The 21,256-nt window shown below is 59.3% G+C and carries 20 protein-coding genes; 11 read left to right on the forward strand and 9 right to left on the reverse strand.

Features of this window, described 5'->3' with window-relative positions:
• Position 1: 1 nt before the first annotated feature.
• From GHT07_RS18975 to GHT07_RS19005, 7 genes are all read right to left on the reverse strand, one after another.
• On the reverse strand, positions 2-655 hold the full coding sequence (locus GHT07_RS18975) for a hypothetical protein (protein WP_153586674.1): 654 nt from the start codon (positions 653-655) through the stop codon (positions 2-4).
• Positions 652-1,494 carry a phosphoadenosine phosphosulfate reductase domain-containing protein gene (locus tag GHT07_RS18980; RefSeq protein WP_153586675.1) on the reverse strand — a complete coding sequence of 281 codons (843 nt, stop codon included), beginning with the start codon at positions 1,492-1,494 and terminating at the stop codon, positions 652-654. Before GHT07_RS18980 ends, GHT07_RS18975 begins: the two co-directional genes overlap by 4 nt.
• Entirely contained in the window at positions 1,494-4,859 is a 3,366-nt protein-coding gene (locus GHT07_RS18985; RefSeq protein ID WP_153586676.1) for an ATP-binding protein, read from the reverse strand. Before GHT07_RS18985 ends, GHT07_RS18980 begins: the two co-directional genes overlap by 1 nt.
• On the reverse strand, positions 4,846-5,784 hold the full coding sequence (locus GHT07_RS18990; RefSeq protein WP_153586677.1) for a DUF4007 family protein: 939 nt from the start codon (positions 5,782-5,784) through the stop codon (positions 4,846-4,848). The genes GHT07_RS18985 and GHT07_RS18990 overlap by 14 nt, the downstream gene beginning before the upstream one ends.
• Before the next feature lie 180 nt (positions 5,785-5,964).
• Positions 5,965-6,852 (reverse strand): HNH endonuclease signature motif containing protein, encoded by an 888-nt coding sequence (locus GHT07_RS18995; protein WP_153586678.1) that lies wholly within the window; start codon positions 6,850-6,852, stop codon positions 5,965-5,967.
• A gap of 80 nt (positions 6,853-6,932) precedes the next feature.
• Entirely contained in the window at positions 6,933-7,355 is a 423-nt protein-coding gene (locus GHT07_RS19000; protein WP_153586679.1) for a type II toxin-antitoxin system VapC family toxin, read from the reverse strand.
• Between the two features lie 18 nt (positions 7,356-7,373).
• Positions 7,374-7,670, reverse strand: coding sequence for a type II toxin-antitoxin system prevent-host-death family antitoxin (locus tag GHT07_RS19005; RefSeq protein ID WP_153586680.1), 297 nt, complete (start codon positions 7,668-7,670; stop codon positions 7,374-7,376).
• 144 nt (positions 7,671-7,814) lie between these two features.
• On the opposite strand from GHT07_RS19005, the gene GHT07_RS19010 reads away from it, so the two are divergent.
• Positions 7,815-9,617 carry a tyrosine-type recombinase/integrase gene (locus tag GHT07_RS19010; protein WP_153586681.1) on the forward strand — a complete coding sequence of 601 codons (1,803 nt, stop codon included), beginning with the start codon at positions 7,815-7,817 and terminating at the stop codon, positions 9,615-9,617.
• 154 nt (positions 9,618-9,771) lie between these two features.
• On the opposite strand, the gene GHT07_RS19015 is transcribed toward GHT07_RS19010, so the two are convergent.
• Positions 9,772-10,779 (reverse strand): ParB/RepB/Spo0J family partition protein, encoded by a 1,008-nt coding sequence (locus GHT07_RS19015; RefSeq protein ID WP_153586682.1) that lies wholly within the window; start codon positions 10,777-10,779, stop codon positions 9,772-9,774.
• Between the two features lie 46 nt (positions 10,780-10,825).
• On the reverse strand, positions 10,826-12,004 hold the full coding sequence (locus GHT07_RS19020) for a ParA family protein (protein ID WP_153586683.1): 1,179 nt from the start codon (positions 12,002-12,004) through the stop codon (positions 10,826-10,828).
• 512 nt (positions 12,005-12,516) lie between these two features.
• Between GHT07_RS19020 and GHT07_RS19025 the strand changes: the two genes are divergently transcribed.
• From GHT07_RS19025 to GHT07_RS19070, 10 genes are all read left to right on the forward strand, one after another.
• A complete protein-coding gene (locus GHT07_RS19025; RefSeq protein WP_153586684.1) occupies positions 12,517-13,842 on the forward strand; it encodes a replication initiation protein in 1,326 nt (441 codons plus the stop codon).
• A gap of 175 nt (positions 13,843-14,017) precedes the next feature.
• Positions 14,018-15,016 (forward strand): response regulator, encoded by a 999-nt coding sequence (locus GHT07_RS19030; RefSeq protein WP_153586685.1) that lies wholly within the window; start codon positions 14,018-14,020, stop codon positions 15,014-15,016.
• Positions 14,998-16,014 carry a helix-turn-helix transcriptional regulator gene (locus tag GHT07_RS19035; protein ID WP_153586686.1) on the forward strand — a complete coding sequence of 339 codons (1,017 nt, stop codon included), beginning with the start codon at positions 14,998-15,000 and terminating at the stop codon, positions 16,012-16,014. The genes GHT07_RS19030 and GHT07_RS19035 overlap by 19 nt, the downstream gene beginning before the upstream one ends.
• Entirely contained in the window at positions 16,011-17,321 is a 1,311-nt protein-coding gene (locus GHT07_RS19040) for an ATP-binding protein (RefSeq protein WP_153586687.1), read from the forward strand. Before GHT07_RS19035 ends, GHT07_RS19040 begins: the two co-directional genes overlap by 4 nt.
• An 83-nt stretch (positions 17,322-17,404) precedes the next feature.
• Complete coding sequence (locus GHT07_RS19045) at positions 17,405-18,412, forward strand: fatty acid desaturase family protein (protein WP_153586688.1); 1,008 nt, start codon at positions 17,405-17,407, stop codon at positions 18,410-18,412.
• 380 nt (positions 18,413-18,792) lie between these two features.
• Positions 18,793-19,362, forward strand: coding sequence for a TrbM/KikA/MpfK family conjugal transfer protein (locus GHT07_RS19050; protein ID WP_153586689.1), 570 nt, complete (start codon positions 18,793-18,795; stop codon positions 19,360-19,362).
• A 25-nt stretch (positions 19,363-19,387) separates the two neighbouring features.
• Positions 19,388-19,783 carry a hypothetical protein gene (locus GHT07_RS19055; protein ID WP_153586690.1) on the forward strand — a complete coding sequence of 132 codons (396 nt, stop codon included), beginning with the start codon at positions 19,388-19,390 and terminating at the stop codon, positions 19,781-19,783.
• A gap of 329 nt (positions 19,784-20,112) precedes the next feature.
• Positions 20,113-20,298 carry a TA system antitoxin ParD family protein gene (locus GHT07_RS21800; protein WP_407646662.1) on the forward strand — a complete coding sequence of 62 codons (186 nt, stop codon included), beginning with the start codon at positions 20,113-20,115 and terminating at the stop codon, positions 20,296-20,298.
• A gap of 166 nt (positions 20,299-20,464) precedes the next feature.
• Positions 20,465-20,947: a hypothetical protein gene (locus tag GHT07_RS19065; RefSeq protein ID WP_153586692.1), complete on the forward strand. Its 483-nt coding sequence runs from the start codon at positions 20,465-20,467 to the stop codon at positions 20,945-20,947.
• Positions 20,944-21,252: a TrbC/VirB2 family protein gene (locus tag GHT07_RS19070; protein ID WP_153586693.1), complete on the forward strand. Its 309-nt coding sequence runs from the start codon at positions 20,944-20,946 to the stop codon at positions 21,250-21,252. The genes GHT07_RS19065 and GHT07_RS19070 overlap by 4 nt, the downstream gene beginning before the upstream one ends.
• Positions 21,253-21,256: the final 4 nt, after the last annotated feature.

Below are 21,256 nucleotides of genomic sequence, written 5' to 3' on the forward strand. Positions count from 1 at the left end.
ATTAGTTCCGTCCAAAGATAGGAAAGTTGATTCGATTTAGGATGTTCTCGATATCGTTGTGCTCTGACGTGTCGACCGGCACTTCGACAATCATGACAAATAAGTTCGTTGGTTCGAAACCTCGTGCCGCGATTTGGTTGGCGAAGCCAGCGTCCACGATGTCGTCTGTGGATGGACTTCCACCCGTGTCTCGCAGTTCGATAATGCGGCGCTTGTGCTTCCTAAGACGCACCCGAAGGTTGGCGGCCATGCCTATGTAAAGCGGCGCCGTGAAACCCGGGGCAACGCCAGCAAGAATTTCCGCGATGCTTTTGAAGCGGTCCGGTTGCTCCACAACACGATCCACGAGCGAGCTCGAACGGCTCGGTTCGTGGTTGACTTCTCCACCATAGCGCGGCTTCAACGCACCGCGGAGCTCGACCCGATATGGCGTCTCGCGGTAGGGATTGAAAACGAAGCGATCAAGTGCCCGCTCAACCGCCATCTTGGCTCGCTGTTCGTCGCCACTCGTCTTGTGGCTTTGAATATCCGCTACCACTGCCTCCACGTCGGCGCGACTGATCTGCAGCCTCGAGTACCAAGCGTAGACCCCAGATGTCTCTGGCGCCTGGTCGATTTCCAGCCACGAGTACGCGCTTCCTAAATCGACCTTCATTTGTGGCACACAAGGCAAGCGCCGCCGCCTTCTTCCTCGTAATACAGGTCATCAATCTCGACCGGGTCGCAGCTCACAGGACGCAAAGGGTTGGGCTTGCGCCTAGCCAATTCGCGCTGCTTCCGGATCTCAAAGTCAGCCTCAATCTCCGCCATCCGCTCTGGCTTCTCAAGCTCCGTCAATGACTCTCTGTGCGACCAGGTAAAAGGCGACCCGTGTTCGATCGCCGACTTTTCGTAGGCCTTCGCCTCCTCGAACGCCTCTGGGTGGATCCTCTTGAGCTTGACCCACTCGACCTTCTGCTGGAAGAAGCAGAAAGTGCATCCACTGCGCGAACGCCAGTCGTAATACTTCGGCAGGCCGAGACCCGATGCCTCGAGGATTTCCAGCACACCTAACCTGTCGACGCCATGATCCCGAAACGGAAACTTCACCACCAGGTTGTCATGTTGGGCCACCATGCCGTCGCGGTGATCTTCATCGGCGCGGATCGCGACGTAGCTGTTCACGATGTCACCAGCCTGCAGCAGAGGACGAATCCAATGCTTGAACGGCAGCAGCTTGAGCTGACGGGTGCACCAGCGCGTCTGCGCCGACGGCAAGAAGTGGCCGTATTGGCGCAGCCAGAAATCGAAGTCGCGGTGCGGGTTGAGATATTCGATAGGTCGTCCGAGAAAACCTTCGAGCCGCCCAAGGAAGTCGTATACCTCGGGCAACTCTTTGCCCGTGTCGGTGAAGAAATATCGGATGTTGAGATCCGGGTAGTGCTGGCGCATGAAGACGGCCAGGGCGGCGCTGTCTTTGCCCCCAGAAAGTCCCAGAACGTGGTGTTCAGCCATCACGCCACCTCCTTTCGCGTTTGTTGGGTCATCAAGAGTGCGCCCGTTTCGGCAAGAGCTGCGAGGACGATGTCCGGACGCTCTGTGTGCACTGTGGCCAGGAGGCGCTTAACAAGCGTGTCCACCTCTGCCGCATCGGCTTCGGCCACATCTACCGAGCCGCAAGCATCTTGGCCATGTTTTGCGCCGAAGACGACGCCGATTACGCGGCGTGTAGCCGGGCGCCCGCGGAGTGGTGCCATTGTCTCAGCGCGACGAAACTCCAACGCCCACTCGCCCAACTGCAATAACGCCGCGTCGATGTCCCGATCGACCCAATTCGCATTTGGCTTGCTCACGGCGAGGCTGATTAACCCCTCGATGGCATCGCTTGATCCGTCGTAAACCTCCAAGCGCGCAGCAAACGCATCCAGTCGGAAGTCGCCGGTTATTCCCTTGACGTTAACGGCGCGCGCATGAAGTTCCTCATGCGTCCGGCCCGTGTGGTCGAGTGCCGACAGGACAGCCCGCTCGACTCGCCGCAGCATCGTTTCGTACGCGGTAGCAAGCTCTGTGGTGATCTCGCGAAGCGTATCTACCAACCTGGTTGGGTCCGAAGTCTGCAACAGGGCTGGTAGGGCCGTGAACAGCACTCGATGCGGATCGTTGGCTTTCAGTAGCATCCCGCGTACATCTTGCGCCAGCTGGCCCACGAGGGCTGTGCGCTTGGTCCAGCCCGGAAGATTCAGGACCATTCCCACGAGAGCGCGCGCCGCATCGAGTGGCACAGCGGCCACGACCGTCTGCGTCTGCTCGGACACGGTCTGAGCAATTGCACTGACCAACCGCTTTTGGTCCTCGTTTGCCGCGACGAATTGGAACTTCACTTGCTTGGGATCGAGCAGCCACTCATCAACCCCGGACTCGGACATTTCGGGTGTGAACACGCCGCCGATATACATCGCCAATGTTGACCGATGCGCCATGTAGAAAGCGAGGGCCAAGACTGGCATCACGCCGGCGCGCACGCCGAATGGCGGCGCGGCCCAAAGCGCATAAAGCTCGGAGAGCGTGATCTCCTTGCGCGGTTGGCTAACATGCTTGTGCGTCCAGCTCCAAAAGGGACTCATCGAGCGGCCGCGTTCGCTCGAGTTGGGCGGACCAAAGGACCACCCCTGTTCTTTGCGTTCCGCGTGAAGCCCAGGCGCGTGCAGCAGGTTGAAATACAAGCCCGCGTCCGCCGGCATCCCCTCGTAGCCAAGCTTGGCGCTGTCCGAATGACTCACCATTCGGTACATCAGGTCCTTGCGCGCCTTATTCGAGTTGCTCGACGGCTCCTCGCGATTGACCAGCTCGCTAAAGAGCCAAGGCGCCTTGTCGTACAGGCTCGCACCAATAGAGGAGGCGATCGCTGAAAGCGAAGCGGGCCGCTCCTTGCTCTGAACTTCGCCTTTGAAGTACCACTTGCACAGACTGAAGGCGTCGGTGAGTTCCTCTTCAAGATTGCCTCGCACCGCGGCAATTCGCCCGAGCAATTCACGTCGGGCCACCGAGTCGCCCTCCAGCTCGGGGCGGCTCTTGAACACGCGCTCCGCCGCAGCAAGTTCAAGACTCAGTTCCGCAATCTGCTTGGCGTTTGCCGGCACGCCAAGCAGGGCCGGAACGTCAGCGAACTGCTCGCTCAACTTGTGCATGCGCGCATCGGCGCTCTTGTCCGAATGTTCGGCATCGTGCAAGCACAAGATGAAAGAACCGAGGCTGCCGCGATCAGGCTTGAAGCGCTGCAGGACAGCCTCGATGTCGTTCATTCGAACGATCCGCCGTGTCATCCACCGCATCGTGCCCGTCTGCTGGTACAGGCGCTTGGCCAAAATCGGCTGCAGGTCAGTGAGCGCCGAGACCCGATCGAGCGAGGGCTCACCCAGCTCACCGCGTGCCTGGTTGATCGCGCCCTCGATGTCGAAGTCGCTACCCGCATATACGCCGTAGGCCCCAAGGTGCTTGCGCTCAATGAGGATCTTCCACTCGACGAGCTGCCGAAGAGCCGCCTTAATCTGCGCCGGTTCGAAGCCTTGAACGGACACGGCCAATATGGCCTCTTCGGGAGCCAATCCCGAGCCGTTGCGGAACATCTCGATCAGGGCAACCGTCTTTGTCACTTCGACGTGCTGCGTCTCACCCTTTGCTTCCGACCGCTCTACGGCTTCGAGTGCGACCGCCCAGCGATGAGCGTCAGGTGACGCGAGGATCGCCGGCTCAAGATTCGCCCGCAGATAGTCCCAGAATCGCGCCGGTCCATACATGGACCGCCAGTCAGCGGGTTCGGCCTCCAGGAACTCCGCGAAACCCAGCGGCTCGCGCGACGCGAGGAAACCGAATGTGCTGCGCTCGTTCTGTCCGAAGCGGCGTTTCGATATAGGCCCTAGCAGTGCCGCGGTGACGGGGTGAAGCGGCCAGCAGCGAGCCAACCCAGATCCAATTCCCGCTGGCGTACCAGGCCGCCGGGCCCGAACCGCCTGAGCGACAACGCTCACGACATCGACAGCACCTGGCGGGGGTTTGCGATCCAATGAAGGCGATGCCTTTATCGCTCGGCCGATCAACTCAATCACTTCGTCGGTCGCGGACACCAGCGGAATGTCGACGAATCGGCCTTGCACCTTCGCCCAATCGTCGCGCGCTTCACGACCGAGACGCGAGGCGTAAGCCTCGAAGGCTTGATGCAAGATGCCAACGACTACCAGCTTTCCGGATGCGCGGCTCGCGGCCTCGGCGAGCTGCTGGAAGAAATAGATGTCGTCGCCGCCTTCCTGCGCAGACGCCTCCAGAAACTTTCCGAGCTCGTCGATCACCAAAATGACGCCCTGTCGATGCTGATTTGCTTCAGCAACAAGGTCCGAGACCACGTCTAAGTGCTTGCGCTTGCCACCGGCATATGGCTCACCCTTTGCCATGGCCAAAGCAGCGGCTATCTCTGCCGCTGCGCTCGCTCGCTTGCCCACGACGGGCAAGACTAGCCACCCGTTCCCGCGCGCCTCAAATGCTTTCTGCACACGGCTATCGCTTGGGAGATCGAGAATCTCGTTTGCTTTGGCCCTCAGCTTGGCGCTTGGACCCACGAGAGAGCACAGCATGAGTGCCAGCGAGGATTTGCCGCCGCCGTATGGGCCCGTCCAGGTAAACGCGCGCTGCTTGGTGTCTGTGAGCTGACGCGCCATGCTTTCTAGCAACCCGCGCGCAGTGCCTTGGCACACATAGCCCGACAGCGCATCCTCGCGCCCGAAATCGGCGTCAATGCGAACAGAGCGGAGGAACTGTCGCGAGATTTCAACCGCACTCGCCAACTTGTGGCCCTCACGGATAGGTTGACGCTTAGTGCTTCGCATAGGCCGCCTTCAAAACTCGTCCCATGGTCTGTTTGATGTCTTCAAGGGCAGCTCCCTTGCGCGTCACCTGTCGAATCCCCGCCTGTTCAGTCCACTGGATTTGACCGTGCGTGAGATCTTCGAGCGCGATTAGCCTGTCGGCAACGGCGGTCTCATCGAGCTTGAAGACGCGCCCCGGCGAACCGTAGTCATGCGCGACCCGATCGAAAGCCATCACTGAACCTGCATGCTCAAGCCGTTGCCAGTAGTCGAGCAGCGCAAACGCGAAGATGCCGTTTGGAAGCGAGCGCTTTGCGCCGCGCCTGAATTCGAAGCTGCCCTTTGCGTTCTGCTGAATGAGTCCAAGTTCTCCAAGCAGTGGCTCGCTCATCTCCTCGGGACTGTCACCCCCCAAACGCGGCACGTAGCTGCGTATGCAGCACTCGACGTCGCGCTTCAAGGTCGAAAGTGAGATGCGCAGCCCGTGCTCATCGATCATCCCCGCGAGGGCATTCACGATTGCCTCGCGATCGAACACTTGCTGCACGACGTAGTTGAAGAGGAAGTACCACGTCGTCGTCTTGTGCGTTTTATGCGGCTTGCTCGCAAGGAACCAATGCATCAGCCATGTCGTCGCCGATTTCTCGCAATAGGGGTCGAGGCCCTTTTCTGGGTCGAAGAGCAAATGGGCAAGGTCGGTCGCCGCGTACCCGCCTTCGACTTCATCAAGCATCCTGCACGCCGTCGCCCAAAATCGGATCGAGCTGACCATGTTCTTACCGACGCCGAAGCGGACGATTGCCTCATCGTCACCAAAGGTCGCACGAGGTGCAGCGCCTTCGTACTCGGTGACGGCGTCAAAAGCTTTGCGCAGCCAGAGTTGGCGCAAGGGGAAAGTTTCGTGGCCGGAGAACTGAGGCCTGACGCCGGAGGGCATTTGCAGCATCTTGTGATCTTAACCGCCGCCGACTGGACGAAGCCACCAGTCGCCCCTATTCCATGGGGGTGGTACTGTCAAAAACAACAGTGACTATTGTTGGCTCAAATTAGGCCAGGGTTTCCCCTGAGCGGCGTCGCTCCAGCGAATTGTCAGTGCGCTCGGCTCCGATACGCAGCTTCGGGCGACTCACGGAGTGAGCGAACGGTTGTGGAATGTCCCGTAGTCACCGCGGCGCAGGCTCTCGCTCAACCAGAATTTTCCGTCGCGTAATTCCGCCAGACGTCGATCGAGCAGTCGATGCAGGTCAGTGCGAATGAGGATGCCATCCTCCGCTTGGTTGTCGGTTCGCCAGTCCTTGCCCGGTAAGTGCGCTGCATCGAGTACCTCCCTCACTGAAGTGCCCGAAACAACACAGCACCAGCCGCAGCGCTTTCCAACGCGCAATCGAAACGCCTGTTGTCGCATGCGTAGCTCCAGTTCAGCCGTCACCTTCTTGACGTCGATCGTGCCCTTCGGACTCGCGGTGACGCCACAGATGGTTGACAGCGGCAGTTCCAGTTCAGTGACGGCCATGACCGCGTCGGTGTCTGGAACGCTGCGTGAGTCCTCGAACCACAGCGTGGGCGTCTTTGTGTTCCGCGCCCGCTTCGGCCAGTGGCCTATCTGCCGTCGATACGCCTCGGCAACGTCGTCAACTTCCAGCGCCACATAGTTGGCGACCTCGCCCTCAAGCATGTGGACGAGGAGCGCGTGGGTCGCTCCCTTGGCTTTGGCGCTTGCGACACGAGCCTCCACATGCTCGATGAAGTGCGAGTTCGGAAACGCCGCAGCGCCAGGTTCGTCGAACAATCCGAACTGAATGGCCGAATACTTGCGCGAGCCCGTCCAACCTTGCTTGAGCCAGAACCGGACGTCGGAACCATCCGCCGCCTTCGCGTCGACGAATTTCATTCCATGCTCGCGCTTGCTCGCGACTGCGGCGAAGCCGTGCTGTTCGAGCAAGGGCGGCATAAGGGCGACCACCAGTGCCTCGTTTTCGTACGACTGTGGGCTGCGCGCAATATCCTTCGACATCCCGTCTCCTCGTCACTTGGCGTCCGCGGTGCAACAGTTCTCGTCGTCGAGCGGCCTCGCGACGCAGAGCGGTCGCACCTCTATTCTGTTCCGGGCACCCACGGGTTGATCACCTGCACGTCGATCCCCGCAAAATCCCCCACATTGCGCGTGACGAGACTGAACCCGTGCTCCTTCGCGGTGGCCGCGATCAGCGAGTCGCGCCACGAGCGTGGATCGGGCACGTGCCAGGGCGCACACACGCGCGCGCCGCGCAGCGTGAAGGGCAGGATGCGTCCGTCGAACTGCTCTTCGAGTGCGTCGAGCCAAGCCTTGAGCACCCTGCCCTGCGGCGCGTCCACGCGCGCCTTGCGCTCCACGCCAATGCGCAGCTCGAGCACGGTGACGCTGGACAGGTACAGCGTGTCGAACGCCTGCTCGCCCGCCCAGGCGCGCACTTCAAGCGACTGCTCGCGCTTGCCCGGCCGCAGCTCGGAGATCACGTTGGTGTCCAGCAAATGCATCGGCTTGCCTTCTTCGCGTCAATCGTCCAGGTCCGCAGGCTTCACGAGGCCTTCTAGGCGCGGCGGCTCGAACTCAATGCCGGCGGTGCCAGGCAGCGCGTCCATCACCTCCAGGAACGATCGCGCCGGCGCGCCCGAGTTTGCAAGGCGCCGGAAGTCCTCGATTTTCATGAGCGCGTAGGTTGGCGTGCCGCGGTCGGTGATGAACACGGGACCCTCCTGCGCAGCGCGTTTGACGCCCGCCAGGTCGTGCGCGAACTCGCGCGAGCTGAACGTGGCAACGGGCTGGGGGTGAGAGTGGTGTTGAGCAGCCATGACAGCGGCCTCCTATTGATGTAGTAACGTTATCACATTTCGCGAGGCAGATCAAAAACCAGAAATACCCTACAGATAATCGTCATAATCTGTAGGCACTTTATTGATGAACTTTTTCGTCTGCACAGCCTGGAGCAGCACTGTATGCCCTCGCCTCGCCCACTCTCTCCTCTGAAAACCGACCTGGGCAACGGACGCCTAGCCACCCATCACTTCTCGTTCCTGCGGGCGCTCGCCGAAGGCCTGCCCGCGCTCGATGCCGCGCGACGCTACCTGGGCGTCGAAGGCGTGGCCGAAGCGCACGCCGCGCACCGTGCCGTGGTCGACCAGGTACAGGCCCTGGCCCGCCGCCGACGCGAGAAGCACTGGCGCCTGGTCGGCATCGAGATCCGCGCCACACCGCCCTCCTCTGTTCCTTCGATGGCCGACTGGGCCGAAAGTGAAGGCCTGGACGGCTGGTCCGAGGCCGAGCTGCTGGAGATGTACCAGCAGCGTTTCGGCGCTCTGGACGCCAGCGCCCGCCGGCGCGCGGCGCGCAATGAGCGCATGCGCGCGCAACGCCTGCAGCTGCTCAAGGACCTAGAAGTGACGGCAGCCGAGCGGCCCTCCCCGCTCGATCCGCTGGACGGCTGGCTCAATCCCGAGCTCGCGGACGAGCTGCTCAAGCTCGGCGACCTGACACTGGCCAACCTGCGCGCTCGCATCGCCCGCGGCGGCCAGTGGTGGCGCGGCCTTGCAGCCTACGGGCCAACCAAAGCCGCACGCCTGGCTCGGTATGTCGAGTTGCTGCTGGGCGAGCCCATGGACAGCCGGTCAGGTGCCTGGCCGCTGGCCACCGCACAACAGCGCCTGACGGTCCTGTCCGGACGCGAGGGGGTCAACCGGGCCGATGCAGGCGCCTGCGCCACCGAAGCGCGCGACGATCGCGAAGCCGTGCGCGCCTGGATCGCCGCTCGTGCGGGCTCGCCGCACACGGCCGCGCAGTACGAGCGCGAGGCCGAACGCTTCTTGCTGTGGTGCGTGATCGAGCGGCGCAAGGCGCTGTCGGACGCCACGGCCGAGGACTGCCGAGCCTACATGGACTTCATCGCCAACGTGCCCTCCTCCTGGATCAGCCGGCGCAAGGTGGCGCGCCTCGCGCCGGGCTGGGCACCGTTCAGGGGACCGCTCACGCTCGCGAGCCAGGCCGTGGCGATCGCGGCAGTGCACTCGCTGTTCGCGTGGCTGGTGCAGGCGCGGTATCTCGTGGGCAACCCCTGGGCGCTGGTGAACCGCAAGCTCGGCGACGACCCCCGCTCGGCGGGTGACGATCCGGCCGGCTCGCGCGCGTTCACGCCCGCCGTTTGGGCCGCGATCAAGGTGCACCTGGCGCAGCATCCGAACACGGCGTCAGCGCAGCGCCTGGCCTGGCTGTGCGTGTTTGTGGAAGCCACGGGCCTGCGCGCCGCGGAGCTGCTGCGCGCCAGACGCGGTGACCTGAAACCAAGTGGCACGGGGTGGCTGCTGCGCGTCCACGGCAAGGGCCGCAAAAACCGGACGGTTCCTGTGCCCTCCTCCGCCCTGGCGGCCACGCGGTACTACTTCGAAGCCCGGGGGATGGATTTCGACAGCGCGGATAATGAGGCGCCGCTTTTGGCCTCGCTCACAGACCCGACCAAGGCGATCACCTATCGAGCGCTCGCGGAGACCTTTTCACGGCTGGTCAAGCGCGTTATACCGACCCTCCCCTTGGACGAGCGGCGCAGCGCTGAGCGGGCTTCGACTCACTGGCTGCGCCACACGCACGCCACGCGGGCGGCGGAGCGGGAGGTTCCGCTCGACGTGCTTCAGGAAAACCTCGGGCAAAGCGATCCACGGACAACTGCCAGGTACTACCGGGCGCAGATCGTCAGAAGGCAGGACGCCATGGAACTCGCGTTCGGAAGGTCGTTGGACCAAGTCGGATGAGGACACGACTCCCAAAGCTTCTCACCTTTGAGTGCCGCACGGCACAGCACCCTTGGCGGAAAAGGCCTGAGCACAATCACTCCCAAAACTTCTCACCTACGCCTTGGGGTGGCGGGGGTGGTCACCGTCTGGAGGTGCTGCACCGTGCAGCACCCTATGCCTTTAGGAACTTCGCCAGGATTCGGTGAAGCTCGTCCAGCTTATCGGTCGCTATGACCCCCGGCACAACTTTGACCGTCACAGCACCCGACTTGTCCTGCTTGATCTTGGCAATCGCCTTCTTCGCGCCCTGAGGACGGATGTCCAGCTCAGTCGCTGGGGTCGATTCGCTATGCCCCAACAACCGAGCGAGCACATCACTCGGGCCATATTTTTGTCCAGCCGCTTTGATCTCCAGCGCCCTTTTGATTACGCCTTCCGGGTCCTGCTGTAGCTTGTCGGAAAGCTCCTTGCCCCAACGGAATTGAATTTCGGTACGGCTCGAAAATGCATCGAGGACCTCGGGCGGTAGAGTCGCGATGGCATACGCTCGGGTCACATACCCTGAGTCCAGGTGCAAGCGACTAGCCAAAGCTCGGAGCGACGGAAACAGCTCGTTGTGCAGGGCGCGCCGGTAACTCTCTCCTAGTTCAAAGGGCGACGGGTTCTTGCGCTCCCTATTCTCCATGTCCATGGCGAGAAACAGCTCCTGGTCCGAGGCCTCGACCACGACCACCCAAACCGGAATTCCCAAGTCTTGGCACGCGCGGAGCCGTCGATGTCCGAACATGACTTCAAACTGAACGCTCCCCCTCCCCTTGACACCGCGCACCATGATTGGCTGGACGTTGCGGCCAGCGTTTTGAATCTGATCACGCAGCGAAGCAAATTCGGGCGTCGAAAATTCATCCTCGTGCCTGTTGGCGTACGCGGAAACCCCCACGGTCGCGGAATCGACCATCTTGGATGGAACGCTGTCCGCATAGGCTTCAAGCTGCGCCCTGAGCGTCGCAGTTTCCGCAGCGCTCTCACCCATCAGGTGGCGCACCGCAAGCATCTGACCCGGCCCGGTCCGCGGACGCTGTGCGGCGCTGCCGCCCGCGTCGGCGGCCTTCACCACCGGAGTCGTGGGAAAGGCGCCTAAGCCCTTCGTACGCGCAGCCAGCTTGTCCTTCATCGACATTTTCGGTCTCCTTTTCTCAGGGTGCTGCACCGTGCAGCACCCCCGCTTAGTGGGTCGCCCAACTTGCTTGCACAGCCTGCTCTATAAGATCGGTGAGCCGGTCGTACGCATCGCGCGCCCGCTTGTAGGTGCGCATGCTGCCGTCGTATTTCGAAATGTCATAGATCGTCCCGAATTCGGCCGAAGAAACCGATGTCACCGCAGTCTTTGGAATCTCGACCGGCAGCACTTTCTCCGCATAGGTCGCCTGAATCCATTCGCGGACAAGGCCGGACGCTGAATCTGACGTGTCAACACGTGCGAGCAGGATATTGATGAAATCGAAGGTCTTGACCAGCCTCGCGGATTCAACGAGGCCCGATGCCAGGTCACTGAACAGACCCCAGAATTGTGCAGAGCTCGCGAAGTCAAGGGCACTAGGCGGAAGGGGCACGATCAGCCCGTCGGCGGCCATGAACGCATTGATGGTTACGTAGGAAAGGGCAGGGGGAGTGTCAATGACGATGACGTCATAGTCGTCCCGAACGTCCTCGAGGCCGAGGTTCAGCACGTCCCAGAACTGAAAGCCGGGATCCCGCATCTGCCGCGACGGCAAGACGAACTCCGCAGAAAAGAGCGACGGTGCCGCAGCGACAAGGTCCACCCCATCCCAGTACGTCGTCTGAATGGAAGGACGAATGCTGCTCTCCTCGCCATGGACGAGCGGTGCGATCGTCTGACTCTCATCGACCATCGTGTCTGGAAGGACCCCAAAGAGAGTGGTGAGCGAACCCTGAGGATCGGTGTCGATTGCCAGAACCTTGTGCCCCTTCAAGCTCAAGCCCTGCGCAAGCGCCATCGTTGTGGTGGTCTTGCTGACGCCGCCCTTGAAATTGCCGACCGCGATCGTGACGGCCCGTGACTTCGCCGGACGCAACTCCTCTGCACGGAAAGCCCGAATCCACTGCCTGGACTCCGCCAGAGAGAACTCTCTCCGCGAACCTGTAGCGTTCAAGGTTCCACCGGGTAGATCAGCCTTGCTGAGACGGTAGGAGATTTGGCCCTTGTCAACACCACACAGGTTCGCAAGCTGCGAAAGGGAAAATGCGGGGGGGCGCTTCTGTTGCTCAGGCGCCAGCATTCGAGTTCGGAGTTCCCCGACGATCTGCGCAGCACGTTCAGCCTGCTGCGCAACATCGGCAATTGTGATCTTCTGTCGGGCGACAGGTGATTTTCTGACGGCCATCTAGTCCTCGCGATTTGGGAGATTCATTGAAATTTCCGAATTTCACGGAAATCAAACAGTCTCCACTGGAAACGTGAAGTGATTCTAGCCTCAGTCAGTGAAAGCTGTTTGGTTTTCTGGGTATTCCTTCGCAGATCGTCGATACAAGTACCTTGAATCCCTAAAACCACCTTCAATACCTTTAGATCGCAAAATACTCTTTCCTGACAAGGACTTAGCCCACGTTGGGTGAGTGGATTTGGGACAGAAGGTGAGAGGATTAGGGAGCACAGGTGAGGCGCGATAGGAGTCAAAGTGAGGAGCTATGGGAATCAGGGTGAGTGGATATAGGTCATCACCTCAGACGGTAACCTTAGACTCATTCGCTGCCAGATTTGAGCGGCCGGAGTCAAACCACCGCGTGCCGTTACCGAGCTCCGTAGCGCCTAATGGTGAGGAAAATTGGGAGACGACCAGCGAACAAGTAAGGTGAGTTTGACTGTCACGACGACCTCACCTTAGAATTGCTGACCATGGAGATTGTCCAGCAGCGCGAAGAAAAGCCAGTTCATGTACTCCCCACGCCGCATCAGGGTGCCGTGGTTCGCAAAGCCGTCGATACCCTGGCCATAGTTCCGACGCGCGACAAGATCTCGCTGCTTACTCGCAAGATCTACAACGTCATGATGCATCACGCCCAAGCCCAGGGAGGCGGGCAGACGATCTATCGTGCGCGGTTGAAGGACGTGATCTACCTAGTCGACTTCAACTCGCACAACACCGAGTTGCTCAAAGAATATTTCCGGTCGATGGTGAGCACCAAAGTCGAGTGGCAATCTCCGACACGATCGGAAGGTGAAGGCGCTACGTGGGGCGTGTCAGGAATGATCGCGCACGCTGAGCTGATAACAGGTAGGGCGGGGGAGGTCATGCTCGAGTGGAGCTACTCGCCAAAATTGCAGCAAGCGATCCTGGACCCCCAGCGCTATGCGCGCATTTCGCTTTCAGTGGTTGCTCAATTGCGCACACATGCGGCACTGGCTTTGTTCGAAATCTGCAGTCGGTATATCGACAACCCGGCCGGGCTAACAGCACGCAATCACTGGACTTGGTGGCGACCGGTGCTAACAGGAGCACCTGACTCCCAAGCCGAAACGTACAAGGAATGGAAGTACTTCAAGCGCGACTGCATTGCAAAGGCCGTCGCAGAGGTCAATCTCATCACCGACATCGAAGTTGAGGCCGTGGAGCACAAACAGGGCAGGGCGATGGGAGACTTGCAATTCACGGTGCGTCGAAAAACGCAGCAGAAGCTACCGCTTGCAGCGCTGCCGTCGCCGATCGACCTGCAGCTGATCGGGCGCGCAATAAATCTCGGCGTCAATCAGGCCAGGGCGGAAAAGCTTTTCGAGAAACACGGTGCCGAAGCTATGTCTCGTGGACTCGAGCAACTGGCGATTAGGATGCGGCGCACGGGAATGGAGCCGGTACGCAGCCCGGAGAAATTCCTCGCTGCGCTGATTGTGAACCCGGTGGAAACAGTGATCGTGCCCATCGAAGACACAGCCAAGAAAAATCGGGCCTCGCGTATCGCATTGCTGGAGACTTATCGCGCGCGCCGCCGCGCGGAAGCGGAGAGTCTGTTCGGCGAGATGCCTGCGAACGAACAGGAACGAATGTTGGGTCGATTCGCAGAGTCGTTGCGCTCGACACCATCGGTGGCGAGGACATACGAGAAACGCGGCCTGGATGCGCCCATGACCCGCGCCGTCTTTGCTCGATATATCGCCGATGCGCTTTTTGGTGAGGGCTGGGACAATCCGAGCGACACCGAATTGCTGGATCACGCGATCGCATGATCCAGCGTGTTCAGGCATCCATCAGTTCAAACTGCCTAGGCGACCCCACTATCTGCCGTGAGTACAGTTTCGACACCTAGCCACTTGGCTAGGTGCGCCGATATCAGGGCATAGTCAATGCTGCTTTACAGAGATGATCCGCCTTTTGTTGCCGCAGCCAAGAATAGTACCGCCCATGAAATCCTCTTCCGTCAAGCCTCTTCGAGTGAACAGCGGTCTTGCATTCATTGATGACGACGCCCACTATCTGGAGACCCTGAGGCTCGTCCTCGCAAAATACTCGCCTTCGATTGTCTTCTTCGATCACCCGGCGCCACTGGATGCAATTCTCGAAAAAAACGCTCAACTGTTGGAACACGAGCGCACTACGCTCCACGCGATCGCGGTAGCCCAAGATCCGGAGCAGGATGGAAGTGCCGCAGCGCTCGCCCTCAAATACTTTGCAAGCCCGTGGCGCTTGGAAATTATTGGCGTCCTTGTCGCAGACTATGACATGCCGGTTGAGGCTGGCGACATCTTCTGTGATCGTCACACCACTATTGGCCTCCAGAGAGTGCTCTTGACAGGCAAAGCCGACGAGGGTCAAGCGATCAACGCGTTCAATAGGAGGCGCATTGATCATTTTCTAGGCAAGAACGTCGAAGAAAAGACGCTCGACGCGAATGGAAAATCCACTCTCGTGCCAATGCTGGCAATACTGCGCCGGGAGTTGGACCGACACCAAGAGCTATCTGCAGAGCGACGAGGCGAGCCCCTCTTGCCTGTTTTGAGTCGGGCGACGCTAGAAATTCTTCAGTCTCCTGCAGTTGCCGCGGAGGTTGTAAAAGTCATGGACGAGCTTCAAATTCGCGAATACATGACCATCGGTCTCCCGCAGGGAATCTTTGGACTCAGCCGCGACAAAAGGACATATTGGATTCAAATCGAAACAGCTGAGAGCAGAGTCTCGCAACTTGAGCAACTTGAGGGCAGTGGCTGGTCTGCCGAGGTCATTGAGCGCGTCAGTAGCGGCGCGACGACGTTGAATTCCGCCTTGATGAGTCAATTGAATCTTGCCGCCTCAGAGGTGCCGCTGCGTGTCCTCTCTGACAGTCCCTACCTTGCCGTCGGAGTCAGTTTGCTGGATGGGCTACCGACCGAACTGTCCCCTGTCTTTTGGCCTGGCTCGAATTGATGGAAAACCGACAGCACCGGCAGCAGATCCTTTACCGCGGTGAAACTTACGTCGTTTGCGCCGAACGCACTGCGATGTCTATACGAGTCTGGGTCGAACGCGGCGTCCCTGACAGTTCGTATTGGACAACGCTCGCCGATGGTCAAGCCACGGTGCCTGACGGGCCGGATCAGAGAAACGAATTCGCGATCTCGCGTGATGCATTTTCCGAACTGGCTGAGGAAATCACAATTGCGACAGGCCTGTTCCGTCGCACAGGACGCTCCTACACGTGGAGTGGTCGCGTCTCTCCGATTTGGAGTTTGAGTCCGTCATCACCGCTGCGTATTCGTAGCATCGGCGAGCCAGATGCGCGCGCTCTTCACGATCCGTTGGGACTCCAGAGCAGTGATATCAACGCGACGGTGAGTCGCCTCGTCAGCTTGCTCGGCGAGTTTGGCGCAATAGGTATCGTGGTCACGGGTCCTGACGTGACTGATGTTGATCCCGAACGACGGGAACTGACGTTCGCTGCGCCAACGGACTTGTGGCAACTGAATCCTCAGCTTTTCGCCTGTGATCGTCGCCGGCTCCATCCAGCCTCGGAATGGGGACGACTCGAAGACGCGCAGTATGTAGGCTCGTCGACGTTGCACGGACTCGGATACGAAGCATGGGTTTCCGTTCGAATACCACTGGCTGATGGTCACTACTACGAGATCGTCATGCTTGGCATGCGATCGCTTGGCGACGCGCCGCAAGCCTGCATGGCGGCGGCCACCGCTTTGAATCTGATCGTTCCCTTGAGGCGCGCCGCAGCCGAGAAACTCAAACTCTCTGCCCGTGAACTGGATGTACTTCGTATCGGCTCACTCGGCGTCATAGAGACGGCCGAAATCCTAGGCCTGAGCGTTGCAACCGTCAAATTCCATCGCGACAAGATTCGCCGGAAGATTGGTAACGAGCCCACCTGGCAGCAAGCCTACGTTCGCGCTCAGAAGGTGGGGGTTCTCGATTGAACAGCCTGGCCAAAGTTGCGAGCTTCGCCTCCGGTTTCGCACGTCGCCGCTTCGACGGTTTCGTCACGCATCACCAAAACGGGACCAGAATGTTCTGGTACATGGGCGTGTTGAGTCTGGTCGCCTACCCCAGTTTGTACTTCGTCCGGTACATACGAGCAGGACCATCCTACGACGATTGGTGGTTGCGAGCCATCAGCTTTCTTCTTGGCTTTTTATTGTTGCAAATCGGCTGGCCGGAGAGGCTCAAGCGCTACTACATGCCTTTCGCGTATGGCGCGCTAATCTTCATGCTTCCCTTCAGTTTGATGTTCGTTGCGTTGAAGAACCAAGGCGGCAGTGCAGCCGTGGCGAACGCAATGACAGGACTATTTCTTGTGATTTTGCTGACGGATTGGCGCAACACTATTTGCGTCATCTTGATTGGCCTCTCACTAGGAATCCTGGCCTACCTGGCGGTCGAGCCAATTCCTGTGTGGCCCAAAGACTTTGTTGAGCGCGGTCCATTGGTTTTCGTGGCCGGAGTAGCTGCGAGTTTGATCAAAGCGGCGCTTATAGAGACAACCGGCGAGCGGATCACAAAATTGGAGCGTGAACAACGCGAAGGCCGTGTGGCTGCGCTGCAGGAGACGATCGGATTCCTAGCACACGAATTGAACACACCGCTTGCTGAGGTACGACTGTTGGCCGGAAGCATGAGAGAGATGTGTTCCCAAGGTTCCCTCGATGCTTCGCAGGCAAATGATGCGCAATTGATGCTTGAGCGAGTAGAAAAACGTGCTCACTATTCGCAGGAACTTGTCAAACGCTTGATGCGCTCTGCATACCATGTTCGCTATGACGGCGGGCCGCAGGCGCTCACTGCGAGTAGCCTCGTCCAGTCGTTGCTGGAGAACTATCCGTTTCCCGACGACATGGGGCCAGACATCGTCGATGTGCAAAGAGAAGTCGACTTCATTTTGCCAGGCTCGCGCGAGCTGCTGTATCTAGTTTTGTCCACATTGACCCATAACAGCCTTATGGCGTTGCGCGGCAATCCTTCTCCGCGACTGCAAATTGAGATTGTTGGTCACTCGACTGGCGCGCGCGGCGGCATGATTCGCGTAACGGACAACGGCTGTGGCGTACCCCTTGAGGTTCTGTCGAAACTAACGAAGGGGGCGGTTCCCAGCAGCTGGAAAAATGGACAGGGTGGCGGCATGGGGCTTGTATTTGCTCAACGCGTGATGGACGCAAATGGTGGCGCCGTGACTGTCGAGTCCGTTGCGGGTAAAGGAACCACAGTGACTCTCTCATTCGCACGCTGACTGGCGCTGACGGCCGTTCAGACTCGGCTTTGGTAGGCTCTGGTGCGAAATGCTGTGCAAAGCAAACCACTAAGATTCATGCAATGAAGGCATATATGCCCCAAGATCGAAACGCTCCACGCGAGCTCCAACAGCGGATGGCGCGAGCTGCAATTTCCAAGGAGTTGGGCCCTGAGCGGCTGGCAACCTTGCACAGGCAAATTCCAGTACTCGACTTAGCGGCAGTTTTCGGCTCGATAGTGGCGTTTGCGCTTCTGGCCTGGCAGCTAGCCGTCCGTGAGTTGGCAGACCCGCTTTGGTGGATCGCGTTGTTCGTGCAAGGCAATCTCGTGGTTGTAATGAGCATCATCAATCACGACGTATTTGTTCATCGGAAATTTCTACCCGTCCCAGTGAGATGGGTTGTGTCATCGATTCTGGTGGCGCCAGCGATGCTTCGCGGCTCGCTGTATGAAAGCCGGCACTTGACGCATCATCGTGCTCTGGGTACCAAGGACGACACCGAAACTCTGAACCTCGGCATCAATACGGTATTCCGGCGCGCTGTTTATGCGACGCCAGCCTTGTTGGTGTTCCGCGCGCTCTTCTATCGCGGCCTCGTTGTTGCGTCCAACGACAAGCCGGCATTTGGCGGTGTACGGCGTGCCGTGTGGGAGCGGAACACGCGCTACAGCCTCATCGTGCTTGCACTTGCAAGCCTGGCATTCAATTGGCAGCTCTTGATTGTTGGCTACTTGCTTCCGCTCCTTGTCATTGGGCCACTCGTCAACACGATGCGCATCGTGCTCGAGCATTTCGACCTGGAACCGCGGAATCCGTTCTGGGTGGGGACGTTTTATCGATGCGGCCCATTGACGAAGTTGATGTATTGGTGGGGAGCTGGCGATTGTCATATCGTCCACCACTTCTACCCGACGGTTCCTTTCTACCGCATGAATGCGGCACTCCGATTGATCGTCCCGATCCTCCGCCGCGAAGGTGTGTATGAGCATCGATCGCTGCTGCCGCTGCTGCGCGATTGGTTCATGGCATCGCGTGGTCACTGGTCTGTTCCGGCAGAGGTTTCGTCCATGCCGCCAAAGAGTAGCTAACAGTGCGATATGGAGTCGGTTCGCTGCTGCTTTGATGCAACAGCGGCACGACACGACTGACACGTTGGGTCACTCGCTGTCGCTTCGACACGCTGCGTTGATTTCGACGCCACGTGCGTGTCCAGTTCGCTCCGTAGATCGCAGCCCTCAGCGGGACAGCGCGACCCCTGACAAGCGCATATAGGCGCAGAGCGCGACTTTACCGGCTATTTCGCGCGACCTCACCAAAAAGCCAGTTATCAACTTGCGTCGACCTTCATAAAGTTCGTGACGTCACGGCGGTGTCATCTTTCGACACCGGTGGCTCGCAATTCAAGAGGGGGCTGTGTATGCAGGTCGGGAAACTTCGCGTGGCTATCCAGGCCGCGGTCCGGAGGCGAATGGGTCGATGGATTGCCATTGCTGCTGTTATCGCAACTCTGTTGCCGACAGCGCGCGCTGGACAAGATGGCATCTTTTCAGGTGATGTGCGTTTGGCATGTGAGGCGATTCTTTGCCTTTCGTCGTCTGCGCAGCCAAGCCAATGTTCCGCATCACTGCAACGGTACTTCAGCATCAAGCTCAAGTTCTACTCAGACACGATCAAGGCGAGGGCCAACTTTCTCGCGCTTTGTCCGGCAGCCTCAATGAATAGCAGCATGAAAGCGTTAGTAGAAGCAATCGCGAATGGCGCCGGACGTTGCGATGCAGCTTCACTCAATGCCACGCTTCTTACCTACGCAGGTGAAGGGCAGTCCTATGTTGGCGATGTGTTGCCTTCTTACTGCGCGGCGTACACCGGCAATCCCTATACGAATTTGGGTGCATCGCTGCCGGTCTATGTTGGGACGCCAGACCGCTACGGACATTGGGTGGACGCGAGCCATTATGCGCAGGAGCTGGCGAGTTACAACGCCCGCATTGCAGCAGAAAATGCGGCCGCGCAGGGGCGCTCGGACGGTATGAACTAGTGCTGAGCGACGACAAGACAAGTACATGGACAAAGTCGATCCAGCACCAGCCCATACGTTGATGTCTGACGCCGAGGTAGCAGAGCTGCGTCAAGCGTTTAAAACTCTTGAGAGATACACGATCGTCCCGCGAATTCCGATGCCGGGACCGCCAACTGGTCACGAAGGCGAGTTCATGAAGTCGCTGCCTGGACACAGGATGTTTTACAACGAAGAGCCGGGCATGGAGGGTGTCGAAATTGAAACACCTGAAGGCATGCGCATCGCGTTTTACAACAGCCGCGCTTTGGAGCGCTTTCTTTGCGAGATGAATGTGTCGTCCTCAGATCGCGATGCCCTGGCGGCGCTCGACGCGCGCTCCACTTGCCTGCGCCAGTCGCACCCTCCTTCGAATATGAGACCGTGCCCATGGAGTCAGTGAATCACGAACTGCCAGAGCGTTCGGCAACGCCTGATACGGATTGCAACTCGATGCCATTTGCTCGACCCAATCTCTTGGCCGCTGGTATTCCGCCATGTGAGGCCCGCTGGTTTACCGAGCTCACGCCAGCCAACCAAATCGCTGCTTTGACGACACCGCGTGGCAAGGTACTTCTCGAACGTCTGCGTGAATTCTTCGCACGTGACAACGCCGCTGCATCAGCCTCGCGCTAGATCGCTCCAGGCTCTCGATCAATCAATTCAATCTCAATGGGCCTGTCCATGTCGAATCCACGACCCAACAAATTTTTGGTGCCGCTTCGCGAACTCATGAGTACGACAGTGCGAATCTCGGCATCCGAGCTGGAGTTGATAACTCATGCGGCAGGGTTGAATGGTCGCACTGTGCCGGATCAAGTGGAGCATTGGATCAGGTTAGGCCGCGCAGCAGAGCGCTGCCATGACGGCGCAAGCTGCGCTGCAAATAGCTCTGGATTCGAAGGGACCTCGACGTGATCCGTACTGGTCGACGAGTCTTGGCGGCAGGTCAGATCCTAGTCGTAGTCTGTGCGGTCGCTGCTTGCCAGTCGCATCCGCAGTTGGCGCAAGTCGCGAAAGACGCAGCAGACAAACCCATCAATTCGCCCGATGCCGTGAAAAGACTCGAGCGGAAATTCGAGCAATGAGACGTCAACTACCGGTCGGCGTGCTGGTCACCTCCTTAGGTGCTGCCCTCCTCACTGCACAGAACGGCGTCAACGCGCAAATCCGATTGGCGACGACGGTTGCATCGAGTGCTTTTATGGGGCCAGCCGCAGTTGGCGTACAGAGGCGTACCGCTGCTGAGCAAGTTCATTTCGAGCGCCTTGACATCCTCAATCAAGAGAAGTCCAAGTTGCAGATGCAGCGCCATCGAGTCGAAAGCATGGGTGATAGCAGCGCCCTTGCGCGGCTTGCCGCTGATCTACAGGCGATCGACCGCGAAATCGCCCGGGCAGCCAAGGAGCCCATCTACGAAATCAAGCGCATGCCCGAAGGGCCTGCGTCGTCCGCATCTGCTCCGCCAGGCGCAGTAAATCCAGCCCAGCCCGCCGCAAGTGTCGTTGTCACCTACGAGAGCTGGGACGTCTTCAAAAACTTCGGCAAGAAGGGATCCCCGCAATGAAGAAACTTATCTCATCCGTAATCGACAACCATCGAAAGATGGCTCTCGCGATCACAGTCGCTGCAATGCAGTCCAACGCATTCGCGTTGGGAGGCCTGGATAAGGCCAACAGCGCTGCGGAAGACATCAAGACCGGCCTGTATGCCCTTGTCGGCGTCATCGCCCTGATCTACATGATCTATCTGGGCGTCATGGCGTTCACGGAAAAAAAGTCCTGGTCGGACTTTGGATGGGGCGTCGTGCACGTGTCTGTCGTCGGTGGCGCTGTGGCGCTCGGGTCCTGGGCGTGGGCTCTGTTCGCTTGATTCG

Source organism: Caenimonas koreensis DSM 17982 (genome assembly GCF_009646335.1).
Classification (GTDB): Bacteria; Pseudomonadota; Gammaproteobacteria; order Burkholderiales; family Burkholderiaceae_C; genus Ramlibacter; species Ramlibacter koreensis.

Excerpts from the sequence above, each read along its gene's own strand:
- GHT07_RS18975 (WP_153586674.1), bottom strand. The coding sequence starts at position 655 with ATGAAGGTCGATTTAGGAAGCGCGTACTCGTGGCTGGAAATCGACCAG.
- GHT07_RS18980 (WP_153586675.1), bottom strand. The coding sequence starts at position 1,494 with ATGGCTGAACACCACGTTCTGGGACTTTCTGGGGGCAAAGACAGCGCC.
- GHT07_RS18985 (WP_153586676.1), bottom strand. The coding sequence starts at position 4,859 with ATGCGAAGCACTAAGCGTCAACCTATCCGTGAGGGCCACAAGTTGGCG.
- GHT07_RS18990 (WP_153586677.1), bottom strand. The coding sequence starts at position 5,784 with ATGCTGCAAATGCCCTCCGGCGTCAGGCCTCAGTTCTCCGGCCACGAA.
- GHT07_RS18995 (WP_153586678.1), bottom strand. The coding sequence starts at position 6,852 with ATGTCGAAGGATATTGCGCGCAGCCCACAGTCGTACGAAAACGAGGCA.
- GHT07_RS19000 (WP_153586679.1), bottom strand. The coding sequence starts at position 7,355 with ATGCATTTGCTGGACACCAACGTGATCTCCGAGCTGCGGCCGGGCAAG.
- GHT07_RS19005 (WP_153586680.1), bottom strand. The coding sequence starts at position 7,670 with ATGGCTGCTCAACACCACTCTCACCCCCAGCCCGTTGCCACGTTCAGC.
- GHT07_RS19010 (WP_153586681.1), top strand. The coding sequence starts at position 7,815 with ATGCCCTCGCCTCGCCCACTCTCTCCTCTGAAAACCGACCTGGGCAAC.
- GHT07_RS19015 (WP_153586682.1), bottom strand. The coding sequence starts at position 10,779 with ATGTCGATGAAGGACAAGCTGGCTGCGCGTACGAAGGGCTTAGGCGCC.
- GHT07_RS19020 (WP_153586683.1), bottom strand. The coding sequence starts at position 12,004 with ATGGCCGTCAGAAAATCACCTGTCGCCCGACAGAAGATCACAATTGCC.
- GHT07_RS19025 (WP_153586684.1), top strand. The coding sequence starts at position 12,517 with ATGGAGATTGTCCAGCAGCGCGAAGAAAAGCCAGTTCATGTACTCCCC.
- GHT07_RS19030 (WP_153586685.1), top strand. The coding sequence starts at position 14,018 with ATGAAATCCTCTTCCGTCAAGCCTCTTCGAGTGAACAGCGGTCTTGCA.
- GHT07_RS19045 (WP_153586688.1), top strand. The coding sequence starts at position 17,405 with ATGAAGGCATATATGCCCCAAGATCGAAACGCTCCACGCGAGCTCCAA.
- GHT07_RS19050 (WP_153586689.1), top strand. The coding sequence starts at position 18,793 with ATGGGTCGATGGATTGCCATTGCTGCTGTTATCGCAACTCTGTTGCCG.
- GHT07_RS19055 (WP_153586690.1), top strand. The coding sequence starts at position 19,388 with ATGGACAAAGTCGATCCAGCACCAGCCCATACGTTGATGTCTGACGCC.
- GHT07_RS21800 (WP_407646662.1), top strand. The coding sequence starts at position 20,113 with ATGAGTACGACAGTGCGAATCTCGGCATCCGAGCTGGAGTTGATAACT.
- GHT07_RS19065 (WP_153586692.1), top strand. The coding sequence starts at position 20,465 with ATGAGACGTCAACTACCGGTCGGCGTGCTGGTCACCTCCTTAGGTGCT.
- GHT07_RS19070 (WP_153586693.1), top strand. The coding sequence starts at position 20,944 with ATGAAGAAACTTATCTCATCCGTAATCGACAACCATCGAAAGATGGCT.